The organism is Streptomyces sp. NPDC079167 (assembly GCF_040686735.1).
Classification (GTDB): domain Bacteria; phylum Actinomycetota; class Actinomycetes; order Streptomycetales; family Streptomycetaceae; genus Streptomyces.
In genome coordinates, this window is sequence record NZ_JBFBLO010000002.1 from 669,914 (window position 1) to 682,574 (window position 12,661).

Here is a 12,661-nt window from a genome sequence, read left to right on the forward strand (position 1 = left end):
GGTTCAGCGCTGGTAGCGGGCCAGCACCCTGTTCCCGTCGTCGACCAGGCGTTTCCTCAGCTCCTCGGTGTCGATGGCCCCGCTGTAGTACTCCTGGAGCGCGGGCGTGGCGACCTTGTCCTTCCATTCGGGGTACCCGCGCACCGACTGCGCGGGAGCGGGGCGCAGCGACCGCGCGAGGGCGGTGCCCGTCGCCCAGCCGTTCTCCTCCGTGTGCAGTGCGGGATCCGCGAGCGCCTCGGTGCCGGTCGGCAGCATCCAGTCGCCCCTGGCCAGCCGCACCATGTTCGGTGGACGCAGGAGGAAGTCGATGAACCGCGCGGCCTCCTTCTTGTGCGGGCTCTCCTCGGCGACCGAGAGGGTCTGCGGGCTGACTCCCTGGGCGAGCCCTCCGCTGCCGGCGGGGGTGGGCAGCACCGTCCATTCGAAGCCCTCGGGGGCCTGCTCGACGACCTGCTGGCGGTAGGAGAAGCCGAGCGGGACCATGGCGTACTTGCCGCCGAAGAATCCGGGGAGCGTGTCCGAACCCCCCATGCCGAGCGCCGAACGTGCCGCACTCCGGTCGGAGTTGACCTGGTCCCTGACCGTGCCGGGCATGACCCGGTCACCCTTGCCTGACCGGATGGTCACCTTGCCGTCCGCGCCCCGGTGGAAGAGCTGCCCGCCGGCGGAGAGGCCCAGATTGAGGGTGACGGAGACCGGCTCCTTGAGCGGCCAGGCGACCCCGTACGTCCCCTTCTCCGTCAGCTCCTCGGTGACCTGGCGGAACTCCGGCCAGCTCCAGGGCTTCTCCGGGGTCGGGATCCGGACGCCCGAGGACTCGAGGATCTTCTTGTTGGCGATGAGGACCTTGGGCTCCTGGAGGAACGGCACCCCGTAGACGCCGTCCCCGAAGGTGGTGGTGTCCCAGGACGCCTGCGGGATGTCCTCGGTCAGCCGGTCCGGCAGCAGGGTCCGCAGATCGGCGAGGTACCCGCCGTACGCGAAGTCCGCGAGGTCGTCGGAGGCGTCGTGGATGATGTCGGGCGCCTCACCCCCTTCGAAGGAGGTGAGCAACTGGTCGTGGACGTTGTCCCAGCTGCCCTGGACGTAGTCCACCTGCACGTCGGGGTGGGCGGCGTTCCACTCCCGCACGAGCTGCTTGTTGGCGTCGACGGACTCCTTCTGCCAGGCGAGCGACTGGAAGCTGAGCCGGACCGTGCCGTCCGCGCCGTCGCCGCCCTCTCCGGAGCAGCCGGCCAGCAGGAGGACGAAGGCGGTGGTCACCGCGGCGAGCGCGGGCAGCCGGCGGCGCATCAGTGCTTCACCGCCCCGGCCGTGAGACCGCCCGTGATGCGCTTCTGGATGATCGCGAAGAGCACCAGCGAGGGAAGGGTGGCGAGGAACGCGGCGGCGGCCAGCGGCCCCAGGTCGGCCACACCCTCCGCGCCGAGGAAGTGGGTGAGTACGACCGGCAAGGTCTGCTTCTCCGGTGTCTTGAGCAGGACGAGCGCGAAGAAGAACTCGTTCCATGCGGTGATGAACGCGAAGAGCCCCGTCGCGACGATCCCGGGGGCCAGCAGCGGCGCGGTGACCGAGATCAGGATCCGCGCCTTCCCGGCCCCGTCGACAGCGGCGGCCTCCTCCAGTTCGGGCGGCACGGCCCGTACGTATCCGGCCAGCATCCAGAGCGCGAAGGGGAGCGACCAGACGACGTAGACCAGGATCAGCCCCCACAGCGAGTTGATCAGGTGCAGGTGCTTGAGGACCAGGAACAGCGGGATGATCACCAGGACGAAGGGGAACGCCTGGCTGACCACGACCCATCCCGTGGCGGCCGTGGACAGCCGCCCGCGGTGACGGGCCATCACGTAGGCCATGGGCGTGGCGATGACGACCGCGATCAGGGCGGCGCAGAGCGCCGCGGTGAGCGAGTTGGCCGCCGCCCGGAGCAGCGGCTGTTCGTCGAAGGCCTGCCGGAAGTTGTCCAGCGTGGGGTTCTCGGGGATCCAGGTGGGGTGCAGTGAGCCGAGCTCACGGGCCGGCTTGAAGGCGGTGGAGATCAGCCAGAGGAAGGGGAACGCCAGGAAGACGAGGTAACACAGGAGCGCGGCGTACTGCCCGGCGCGCGCGGTTCTGCCCGTACGGAGGCTCATGCGTCCTCGCCTCCCCTGAGCCGGCCGGCGAGGTAGACGGCGAGGAGCACCGAGATGACGGCGACCATCACACATCCCATCGCGGCGGCGTAGCCGAACTGTCCGTAGCGGAAGGCCTCTTCGTAGGCGAAGAGCATGGGCAGCCGGGTCCGTCCGCCCGGTCCGCCGCTGGTCAGGACGTAGACCAGGGCGAAGGAGTTGAAGTTCCAGATGAAGTTGAGCGCGCTGATCGCGAGGGCCACCGGTCTGATGGCGGGCCAGGTGACCGTCCGGAAGCGGCGCCAGGCTCCGGCTCCGTCGAGGGCGGCCGCCTCGTGCAGTTCGTGCGGGGTGTTCTGCAGCCCGGCCAGCAGCGCCACGGTGGTCTGCGGCATGCCGGCCCAGATTCCGACGACTATCACGGCGGGCAGGGCGGTGGCCAGACCGGTCAGCCAGTCCCTGCCGTCACCGAGCCCGAGATCGCGGACGGTCTCGTTGAGGATGCCCGCGTCGGGGTTGTAGACCAGGCGCCACATGATGCCCACGACGACCTCGGGCATGGCCCAGGGGATGATCGCCAGGGCCCTGGCGAGCCAGCGCATCCGCAGGTTGGCGTTGAGCAGCAGAGCGAGCCCCAGGGCCAGTACGAACTGCGGGACGGTGACTCCGACCGCCCACAGCAGGCCGATCCGGAAGGAGTCCCAGAACAGGGAGTCGTGGAGCAGGTCCTGGAAGTTGAGGGCCCCGATCCACTGGGTGGAACGGGTGCGGCCCGACTGGGCGTCGGTGAAGGCCAGCAGGATGCCGTAGACCAGCGGGCCGACGCTCAGGATCAGGATCGGGATCAGTGCGGGCAGCACCAGGAACCAGGTGGCGCCGTCCCGGCGGCGGCCCTCACGCCGGCCGACTTGTGGGCTCTTGCGCCCGGACCGCTCCGTTGCGGTCGCCAATGTCATGAATTCGACCCCTTTTACTTCCTTGGATCGGTTTCATCCCCGTATCGCCGCCCGGGCGGCCTCCGTCATCGTGCTGACGGGCGGCCCGTTCGTCAAGGTGGCCTGCGAGGATGAGAAAATCGAGCCATGGACGACATGCGTGCGCGCGAGGTGCTGAAGGCCGCCGGACTGCCGGCAGGTGCGGAGCTCCTCGCGCTCGGCGAGAACGCGGTCTTCGGCCTCGGTGACCTGGTGGTCAAGGTCGGCCGGGACTCGACACACCACCCTGAGCTCCGGGAGCGGGCCGAGCGCGAGGTGGCCGTCGCCCTGTGGCTCGCCGACTCGGGCGTACCCGCCGTGCGGGCCGCCGAACCTCTGCCCCGCCTGGTCGAGGGCCACCCGGTGACCCTGTGGCACCGGCTGCCCGACGCCGTGCGCCCGTCCGAACCGCGCGACCTGGCCCCGCTGCTCACCCAGGTGCACGCGCTGACCGCCCCGGAGGGCTTCACGCTGCCGCGGCGTGAGCTGCTCGGCGGTGTCGAGCGCTGGCTGCGTCTGGCGGGCGACGCGATCGACCCGGCGGACGCCGACTATCTCCGCGGCCGGCGCGACGGCTTCGCCAAGGCCGCGGCAGCCCTCGCCCCGCACCTGGCGCCGGGCCCCATCCACGGCGACGCGCTCCCCCGCAATGTTCATGTCGGCCCGGACGGACCGGTGCTGGTCGATCTGGAGACCTTCTCCGCCGACCTGCGCGAGCACGACCTGGTGGTCCTCGCGCTCTCCCGCGACCGGTACGGACTGCCTGCGCGGGCCTACGACGCGTTCACCGAGGCGTACGGCTGGGACGTGCGCGCCTGGGAAGGGTGCGCGGTGCTGCGCGGCGCCCGCGAGACGGCGAGCTGCGCCTGGGTGTCCCAGCACGCCCCGGCCAACCCTAAGGCGCTGGCGGAGTTCCGGCGCAGGGTGGCGTCGCTGCGCGAGGACGACCCCGAGGTGCGCTGGTACCCGTTCTGAACCGGCCCCCGTAGCGCACGGGGCCGGAGGTGCGTCGCATAGGCTGACCGCATGGGAATCCTCGACAGGCTCACCGGAACCAGGCGCCCCGAGGACGGGGTGGAACCACGGCCGGCCGAGGAGCTGCGGAACGCCCTGCTCGGTCTCAGCCGGCCCGACGTCCCCTACGTCATCCGTGACGGCGCGCCGGAGGGCGCGGACCTGGTGGCGGAGTGGCGGATCGCCGAGCCCGCCTGGCAGACCTTCTTCGTCGGGTCCCAGCTGACGCACGCCATCCGGATCCGGATGCGCCTGGCCGAGGAGAGCCACGAGGTGCGGGCCGTCGAGGAGCAGTGGGAGGTCACCCGCGTCGGCAACCCGCCCCGGCTGCGGACCTCGGCGGCGTACGGGCGGGGATCGGGCAGGACCGTCTCCCGCCGCTGGACGCTCGAACGCGGGGAGGACGGCCGCCCCCGGACGACGGAGACATCCAGCTTCGACAGCGCGGAGTTGACCGGCCCGCTGCGGAACACCGCCCTCACGTCCGGCTGGACCTGGCGCGGAGTGCTCTTCGGGAAGCTGTGAGCCGGCCGGTCCCGGACGCGTCGTGTCGGCCGCACCCGCGCCGCGTATGCTTCCGGCCACTGCCCCGGACATCCTGAGACGGTGGCCGAGAAGCTTGCCAGCACGACGAACCAGCCGAAGCCGGACGTCACCTGCCCCGAGGGCCTCGCAGGGAAGACCGGCACCACCACGCGCTGCACCCTCACGGCCCGACGACGGCAGCACCCTGGGGGTGTCGTCCGTCAACGTGACCTCGGTCGAGGGCGACCGGATCGACTTCGACATCAAGGCCGACGAAACGGCTTCACCGGCTCCGGACTGACGCCCCCGCATCGCTCCCGCCCGGCTGCGGCTCGCGCCTCCGGGGGATGAGCGGCCAGGCGGCTTCCACGACGGCCGCGGGATCCGCCGTGCGCCGCAGATAGGCCTGCAGGGAGAGCGACTGCTCGGCCGCCGCGTGCACCTGGAGACCGTGCAGGTCCTCCAGCGGCATCGTCCCGACGGGCTGGTGCCGCTCCCCCATCCGCCGCACCACCCGGGCCGCGGCCACGGCGTCCGCCCTCGCGTCGTGCGCGTCCTCCAGCGACACCCCGTAATGGGCGCACAGTGCGTGGAGGGCACGCTTCCCCTTGCGGTACTTGTCGACATGCTTGTCGATCACCAGCGGGTCGATGACGGGCGAGGGCGCGTCCCCCAGCCGCTCGCTGACCGACTCCACGCCGTACCTCCGGCACTCGCGGTCGAGCAGGGAGAGGTCGTAGCGCGCGTTCATCACCACCAGAGGCGTCCCCGAGCGCAGCCCGTCGGCGACGGCCCGGGTGATCTCCTCGATCGCGGAGGAGGCCGGCATCCCGTGCTCGCGGGCGCGTTCGGTCGAGATGCCGTGGATCGCCGATGCCTGCTCCGGTATGGCGACACCGGGATCCAGCAGCCAGGTCCGCTCCCGGGAGACCGATCCGTCCGCCTCCAGCCGGACGACCGCCGCCGTCACGATGCGGTCGGTCTCGACGTCCGTCCCCGTGGTCTCCAGGTCGAACGCCAGCAGCGGCCCGCTGATCCAGCTCATCCCGTACCTCCTTCTGTGGTGCGTTCCCCCAAGTGATGACCACCTTCGCACGCACCACTGACAACGCCGGAAGGTGCGTCAGGAGACGGGTCTGGAGTCCGTCCAGACCGACTCGAACTCCTCGCGGTACGTCTCGAAGAGGCCGTGCTCACTGTCCTGCCCCGCCCTGACCACCGCACGCCCCCCGCCGCGCAGCACCAGCACGGGCGCCTCCATGCCGCGTGCGCGCCGCAGATACGGCTGGACGACCCCGACCGCGTCGGGTCCGTCGCCGTCCACCAGATACGCCGTGAAGCGCGGTGTCTCGTCGAAGACGTGGATCTGGAAGGCGCCCGGGTCGCGGAGCTTGGAGCGGACCCGGCGCATATGGAGGATGTTCATCTCCACGGAGCGGCTCAGCTCGCCCTTCTTGAGGCCCAGTTCGCGCTCCCGGCGCTTGACCGCGCTGCTGGCCGGATTGATGAACAGCAGCCGGACCCGGCAGCCCGACTCGGCGAGGCGCACCAGCCGGCGCCCCGAGAAGTTCTGTGTGAGGAGGTTGAGCCCGATACCGATCGCGTCCAGCCGGCGCGCGTTCCCGAACAGGTCCTCGGCGGGCAGCTGACGCTGCAGCCGCACCCGGTCCGGGTGGACGGAGACCACGTCGGCGTAGCGGTCACCGACCAGCTCCTCCACGGCGTCGACCGGCAGCCGCTCGGCTGAGGGGACGGCCGCGCCGCTGCCGAGGATCTCCAGGAGCCGCGCGGAGGCGCGCTCGGCCTGTGCCAGGACCGCCTCGTTGAGCGCGCGGTTGCGGGAGACCACGTTGCGCGCCACCTCCAGCTCGTCGAGCGCGAGCTCCACCTCGCGGCGGTCGTCGAAGTACGGCTCGAAGCAGGGCCAGTGCTGGACCATCAGCTCACGCAGCTGCGGCAGCGTGAGGAAGCTCAGGACGTTGTCGTCGGCCGGGTCGAGCAGATAGCCCTTGCGGCGCGATACCTCCCGGACCGCGACCGCGCGCTGCACCCACTCCTGCCCCGCCGGCCCCGCGGCGGCCACCACCCAGTCCTCGCCGTGCACCGGCTCGTAGATCGGCCGGATCACGGCGGAGACCACGGCGCGCAGCCGTTGTTCCACCAGATTCAGCCAGATGTACGCCCGCCCGGCGCGCTGGGCGCGGGTGCGCACCTCGTTCCAGGAGTCCGCTCCCCAGTTCAGATCGGCACCGATCTCCATGGGCTGTGCGAGGGAGACCGCCCCCGGCGGGGCATCGGTCGATTCCCCCTCGTGACCCGCGTCACCTGGGGGCAGCTCGAACCCTCCCGAGCTCACCCGTGTACCGCCTTCCACTCCCCCACCAACGATCAAGGAAGGGTACTCCGGCAGCGGGAGCCGGTGCAGCAGGATGCACAGGCTTCTCACTCAACTCCCCTGATCCAGGGGCTCGTTCCTTGCGGTGAGATCGGGCGGAGTGAGATGGTTCATAGCGATTGCGCATCCTCTCGCACGCCGCATACCGGACGGAGGAGCTGCCCGGCGGCCCGGGCCCCTGTCCGGGCGACACCGAGGTGCACCGGGTTGACCGGCCCGGGGGGATCCCACGACGGAAACCGGCCGCACCGGTCGACGTACTAGGTACAGGACCGTCTTTCGGGGAGTATCGGGGCGAAATCCCCCAGCACCCGGATCAGAAGTGGAAGAGTCCTATCTATGCAGGTCTGGCCGGGACACGCGTATCCGCTCGGCGCCACCTACGACGGCGCCGGAACCAACTTCGCGGTCTTCTCGGAGGCCGCCGACCGAATCGAGTTGTGCCTGCTGCACGACGACGGTTCAGAAACGGCGGTGGAGCTCCGCGAGACCGACGCCTTCGTCCGTCACGCCTATCTGCCCGGGGTGATGCCGGGGCAGCGCTACGGCTTCCGGGTGCACGGACCGTACGAGCCGCAGCACGGACAGCGCTGCAACTCGGCGAAACTGCTCCTCGATCCGTACGCGCGTGCGATCTCGGGGCAGATCCAGTGGGGCGAGGCGGTGTACGGCTACCCGTTCGGCAAGCCGGACGAGCGCAACGACCTCGACTCGGCACCGCACACGATGAGCTCGGTCGTGGTCAATCCGTACTTCGACTGGGGTGACGACCGCCGTCCGCGCACCGACTACCACCGCACCGTGATCTACGAGGCCCACGTGAAGGGCCTGACGATGCTCCACCCGGGCCTGCCCGAGGAGCTCCGCGGCACCTACGCGGGTCTCGCGCACCCCGAGATCATCGCCCATCTGACGGAGCTGGGCGTCACCGCGATCGAGCTGATGCCGGTGCACCAGTTCGTCCAGGACCACCGTCTCGCCGACGCCGGCCTGGCCAACTACTGGGGTTACAACACCATCGGCTTCTTCGCCCCGCACAACGCGTACGCCTCCTGGGGCGACCGCGGTGAACAGGTGCTGGAGTTCAAGCAGGCGGTGAAGGCGCTGCACCAGGCGGGCATCGAGGTGATCCTCGACGTGGTCTACAACCACACCGCCGAGGGCAACCACCTCGGTCCGACGCTCTCCTTCCGGGGCCTCGACAACGCCTCGTACTACCGCCTGGCGGACGACCAGAAGTACTACATGGACACCACCGGCACCGGAAACTCGCTGCTGATGCGGTCCCCGCACGTCCTGCAGCTGATCATGGACTCCCTGCGGTACTGGGTGACCGAGATGCACGTGGACGGCTTCCGCTTCGACCTGGCCGCGACACTCGCACGCCAGTTCCATGAGGTGGACCGGCTGTCGTCCTTCTTCGACCTGGTGCAGCAGGACCCCGTGGTGAGCCAGGTGAAGCTGATCGCCGAGCCCTGGGACGTGGGCGAGGGCGGCTACCAGGTGGGGAACTTCCCGCCGCTGTGGACCGAGTGGAACGGCAAGTACCGGGACACGGTGCGGGATCTCTGGCGGGGCGAGCCCCGGACCCTCGCGGAGTTCGCGGGGCGTCTGACGGGCTCTTCGGACCTCTACCAGGACGACGGCAGACGCCCGCTGGCCTCGATCAACTTCACCACCTGCCACGACGGTTTCACCCTGCACGACCTGGTCTCGTACAACGAGAAGCGCAACGACGCCAACGGCGAGGGCAACCGGGACGGCGAGAGCCACAACCGCTCGTGGAACTGCGGGGCGGAGGGGGAGACCGAGGACAAGGAGGTCCTGGAGCTGCGCAGCCGCCAGATGCGCAACTTCATCGCCACGCTGATGCTCTCCCAGGGCGTGCCCATGCTGAGTCACGGCGACGAGTTCGCGCGGACGCAGCGGGGCAACAACAACGGCTACTGCCAGGACAACGAGCTCTCCTGGGTCCACTGGCCCGATCCGGCCGCCGCCTCCCACGCGGAGGACGGCGACGAGGAGGGCGGCTCCACCGACACGAGCCTGCTGGAGTTCACCCGGTCCATGGTCTGGCTCCGCCGCGACCACCCGGTCTTCCGGCGCAGGCGCTTCTTCCACGGCCGTCCGGTGGAGGGCACGCACGACGAGCTGTCCGACATCGCGTGGTTCACCCCCAGGGGTGAGGAGATGACCCAGCGGGACTGGCAGGCCGCACACGCCAAGGCCATGACCGTCTTCCTCAACGGCCACGCGATCTCCGAGCCGGGGCCGCGCGGTGAGCGGATCTCCGACGACTCGTTCCTGCTCATGTTCAACGCGGGCGCCGAGACGCTGGAGTTCGCCGTACCGATGAACCACGGCAAGCAGTGGCAGGTCGTCGTGGACACGGCCATTCCGGACGGGGTGCCGCCGGGCGCGGGGCCCAAGGTGTCGGCGGGCGAGCGGGTGACGCTCGTCGGGCGGAGCATGACGGTGCTCAAGCGTCCGGCGTAGCCGGCCTTGGGCCGTCGGGGTGACCGGGCCGACCGGGCGGGCCCGCCCGGTCGGCCCGGCCGGCGCAGAAGGTGGGAGAGAGGCGTCCGGCTGGGTACGTACGAGTCCATGACGCCCACCGCCACGTACCGGCTGCAGCTCCAGCCGGACTTCCCGTTCGCCGCCGCCGCGGACGCCGTGCCGTACATCGCCGAGCTCGGCGTCTCCCATCTGCATCTGTCCCCCGTCCTGGAGGCCGTGCCCGGCTCGGGACACGGTTACGACGTCGTCGACCACACCACGGTGCGGGCCGAGTTCGGGGGCGAGGAGGGGCTGCGGGAGCTGGCCGTCACGGCACGCGCCCACGGCCTCGGGCTGATCCTCGACATCGTGCCGAACCACATGGCCGCGGCACCCCGGCACAACCTCCCCCTCTGGGAGGTGCTGCGCGAGGGCCCGGAGTCCCCTTACGCCCGCTGGTTCGACATCGACTGGGCCGCGGCCGGCGGGAAGGTGCTGCTGCCCGTGCTGGCGAGCCGGTTCGGCGAGGAGCGCGGCAGCATCGAGCCGGCGACCCGGGACGACGGCACGCCGGTGCTCCGCTACGCCGACCTGGAGTTCCCCCTGCGTGAGGGAACGGCGGACCTTCCGCCGGACGAGCTGCTGGCCGCCCAGCACTACCGCCTCGCGTGGTGGAGGCTGGCCAGGACGGAGCTGAACTACCGGCGCTTCTTCACGATCTCCGATCTGATCGGTGTCCGGGTGGAGCACCCCGAGGTCTTCGCCGCCACTCACTCCAAGATCCTCGAACTGGTCCGCGACGGGGTCGTCGACGGGCTGCGCATCGACCACCCCGACGGGCTGGCCGACCCCGCCGCGTATCTCGGGCGGCTCGGCGACGCCACCGGCGGGCGGTGGACGGTGGTGGAGAAGATCCTCACCGGCGACGAGGCCCTGCCGGCCGGCTGGGCGGTCGCGGGGACGACCGGCTACGACGCGCTGCACCGCATCGACGGCCTGTTCACCGACCCGATGGGCGCGGCCGACCTGCTCGGCCGCTACCGGGACTTCGCGGGCCCTCCCGGGGACCGCGGCGGCTACTGGACCGCGACCGTACGCCGCGCGGCGTACCGGGTGGTCACCCATGAGCTGGCCGCCGAGACGGAGTGGCTGACCCGCCTCGCCACCGAGGTGTGCGCAGGGGACGCCCGCCTGCGCGACCACGCGCCGTGGGCGCTCCACACGGCGGTGCGCGAGTTGCTGGTACGGGTGCCCGTCTACCGGCCGTACGTGACCGCCGGGGGCCCTCTCACGGAGATCGCCGAGTCGACGCTCCCGGCCGAGGCGGTGCGTGACGCCAGGGCGGTGTTCTCGGTCGCCCAGGAGGCGGACGCCGTCGACGTGGTGCGGGATCTGGCGCTGGGCCGCCTCGGCGACGGACCGGAGCACGTGGCGTTCTGCGCCCGTTTCGCGCAGACCGCGTCGGCGCTGCACGCCAAGTCGGTGGAGGACACGGCGTTCTACCGCTACGTCCCTCTCATCTCGGCGACCGAGGTGGGCGGCGACCCCGGCCGTCCGGCGGTGAGTCCGGAGGAGTTCCACGCCTTCTGTGCCCGGATCGCGCGGGACTGGCCGGCCACCGGGACGGTGCTGACCACCCACGACACCAAGCGCAGCGGGGACGTCCGGGCCAGGATCGCGGTCCTGACCGAGTGCCCCGAGCGGTGGTCCGCGCTGGTCGCCCGGCTGGCCGGGGCGGCCTCCGTGCCGGCCCCGGATCCTCAGCTGGCCTGGCAGGCCTGGCAGTCGGCGTACGGCTGCGCGGGCCTTCCCGCCGGTGAGACGGCGGGAAGGCTGGAGCCCGCGCTGCTGAAGGCCGTGCGCGAGGCGGGACTGTTCACCAGCTGGACGGAGCCGGACGCCGCGTACGAGCGGGCGGTGACCGACTTCGTGGCGGCCGGTCCCGGCAGCGACGCCGGCGAGGCCCGGTCGATGATGAAGGGCTTCGCGGACACGCTCGCACCGTTCGTGCGGGCCAACGTGCTGGGTGCCGCGCTGGTGCACCTCACGATGCCCGGGGTGCCCGATCTGTATCAGGGCACGGAGCGGGAGTACATCGCGCTGGTCGACCCGGACAACCGGAGGCCGTTCAGCAGGCCCTCCGGGGGCGAGGACGAGAAGACGGCGCTGACCACGGCCGCACTGTCGCTGCGCCGGGAGCGCCCGGAGCTCTTCGGTGAGTCGGGGACCTACGCCCCGCTGGGGGCACGGGGCCCGGCGGCCGCGCACTGTCTGGCGTTCTGCCGGTCGGGCGAGGTGGTGACGGCGGTGACCCGGCTGGCGCTCAGGCTGGAGGAGGAGGGCGGCTGGCGCGAGACGGAGCTGGCGCTGCCGGACGAGGGCCCGTGGGTTGATCTCCTGTCGTCCGGGCGGGAGTTCTCGGGCCCGGTCGTGCCGGTGGCGGAACTCTTCGCGGACCGGCCGGTGGCACTGCTCGTGAATGCGGGGCGCTGAGCGGGGCGCTCGCTCAGGGAGGGGGCACGGGCAGCGACGCGCAGAGCCGGAAGGTCATCCGGCCGAAGCTCACCTGGTCGCCGTCGCGCACCACGACCGAGCCGACGACCCGCCGGCCGTTGACGCAGGTGCCGTTCGTCGAGCCCAGGTCACGCAGGATCCACCGGCTGCCCTGCGCGGTCAGTTCGGCGTGCAGCCGCGACACCGTCTCGTGGTTGAGCCGCAGGCCGTTGCCCGGGTCGCGGCCGATGCGCAGCGGCTGCGGTCCGGGCACGGGCAGAAGGAGCATGGGCAGCCGCTCGGACTGCCACGCCCTGCGCACCCGGGCCGGAAAGGCGGAGACCCCGCCCACCGCGCGGAACAGGCCGCGGGACCAGCGCCCGCCGCCCGCCTCCAGGTCCGAGGTGAGCGCCTTCAGCTCCTCGGAGCGCCGGGCGGTCAGGGCGAGTTCCATGCGGCGCAGGAACGTGTCGTGGGAGAGCTTGCCCTGTGCGGCGCCGTCTCTGAGCACACCGAGTACACGGTCGCGCTCGGCGTCCGAGAGCCGCGCGGGATACGTGTAGTGCTCGAAGGAGGACGTCACAGCACCGATTGTCGGTCCGAGGGGCCCGAGGTGTCCAGACGATGCCCGCTTCCGGCCACCTGACCTG

10 protein-coding genes and 1 pseudogene are annotated in these 12,661 nt (G+C 71.3%); 5 read left to right on the plus strand and 6 right to left on the minus strand.

The genetic code is table 11. The features are described 5' to 3' along the window. Positions 1 to 3 precede the first annotated feature (3 nt). From AB0P41_RS07255 to AB0P41_RS07265, 3 genes are read right to left on the minus strand one after another with little or no spacing between them, the layout of a single operon-like run. Complete coding sequence (locus tag AB0P41_RS07255; RefSeq protein WP_365930645.1) at positions 4 to 1,296, minus strand: extracellular solute-binding protein; 1,293 nt, start codon at positions 1,294 to 1,296, stop codon at positions 4 to 6. Further along, positions 1,296 to 2,135 carry a carbohydrate ABC transporter permease gene (locus AB0P41_RS07260; protein ID WP_356713971.1) on the minus strand — a complete coding sequence of 280 codons (840 nt, stop codon included), beginning with the start codon at positions 2,133 to 2,135 and terminating at the stop codon, positions 1,296 to 1,298. The genes AB0P41_RS07255 and AB0P41_RS07260 overlap by 1 nt, the downstream gene beginning before the upstream one ends. Beyond that, positions 2,132 to 3,070 carry a sugar ABC transporter permease gene (locus AB0P41_RS07265; RefSeq protein ID WP_356713972.1) on the minus strand — a complete coding sequence of 313 codons (939 nt, stop codon included), beginning with the start codon at positions 3,068 to 3,070 and terminating at the stop codon, positions 2,132 to 2,134. Before AB0P41_RS07265 ends, AB0P41_RS07260 begins: the two co-directional genes overlap by 4 nt. Before the next feature lie 126 nt (positions 3,071 to 3,196). On the opposite strand from AB0P41_RS07265, the gene AB0P41_RS07270 reads away from it, so the two are divergent. The 3 genes and pseudogenes from AB0P41_RS07270 to AB0P41_RS07280 all read left to right on the plus strand — a co-directional run. Further along, positions 3,197 to 4,063 carry an aminoglycoside phosphotransferase family protein gene (locus tag AB0P41_RS07270; RefSeq protein WP_356713973.1) on the plus strand — a complete coding sequence of 289 codons (867 nt, stop codon included), beginning with the start codon at positions 3,197 to 3,199 and terminating at the stop codon, positions 4,061 to 4,063. A gap of 51 nt (positions 4,064 to 4,114) precedes the next feature. Further along, on the plus strand, positions 4,115 to 4,627 hold the full coding sequence (locus tag AB0P41_RS07275; RefSeq protein WP_365930648.1) for a hypothetical protein: 513 nt from the start codon (positions 4,115 to 4,117) through the stop codon (positions 4,625 to 4,627). A 78-nt stretch (positions 4,628 to 4,705) separates the two neighbouring features. After that, positions 4,706 to 4,928, plus strand: a pseudogene (locus AB0P41_RS07280) (DUF4333 domain-containing protein); the annotation flags it as partial. On the opposite strand, the gene AB0P41_RS07285 reads toward AB0P41_RS07280, so the two are convergent. Next, the gene (locus AB0P41_RS07285; protein ID WP_365930650.1) at positions 4,911 to 5,672 is read right to left on the minus strand and encodes a 3'-5' exonuclease; all 762 of its coding nucleotides are present in this window, start codon (positions 5,670 to 5,672) and stop codon (positions 4,911 to 4,913) included. The pseudogene AB0P41_RS07280 and the gene AB0P41_RS07285 overlap by 18 nt on opposite strands. Positions 5,673 to 5,750: 78 nt before the next feature. Then, positions 5,751 to 6,983, minus strand: a complete 1,233-nt coding sequence (locus tag AB0P41_RS07290) for an SAV2148 family HEPN domain-containing protein (protein ID WP_356713978.1) — start codon at positions 6,981 to 6,983, stop codon at positions 5,751 to 5,753. A 378-nt stretch (positions 6,984 to 7,361) separates the two neighbouring features. Here AB0P41_RS07290 and glgX point away from each other — a divergent pair, with 378 nt between their 5' ends. Next, positions 7,362 to 9,518 (plus strand): glycogen debranching protein GlgX, encoded by a 2,157-nt coding sequence (glgX, locus tag AB0P41_RS07295; RefSeq protein ID WP_356713979.1) that lies wholly within the window; start codon positions 7,362 to 7,364, stop codon positions 9,516 to 9,518. Between the two features lie 108 nt (positions 9,519 to 9,626). Then, the gene (gene treY, locus AB0P41_RS07300; protein WP_365930651.1) at positions 9,627 to 12,011 is read left to right on the plus strand and encodes a malto-oligosyltrehalose synthase; all 2,385 of its coding nucleotides are present in this window, start codon (positions 9,627 to 9,629) and stop codon (positions 12,009 to 12,011) included. A gap of 13 nt (positions 12,012 to 12,024) precedes the next feature. On the opposite strand, the gene AB0P41_RS07305 is transcribed toward treY, so the two are convergent. Then, positions 12,025 to 12,594 carry a DUF1707 and FHA domain-containing protein gene (locus AB0P41_RS07305; protein ID WP_356713981.1) on the minus strand — a complete coding sequence of 190 codons (570 nt, stop codon included), beginning with the start codon at positions 12,592 to 12,594 and terminating at the stop codon, positions 12,025 to 12,027. Between the last annotated feature and the right edge of the window lie 67 nt (positions 12,595 to 12,661).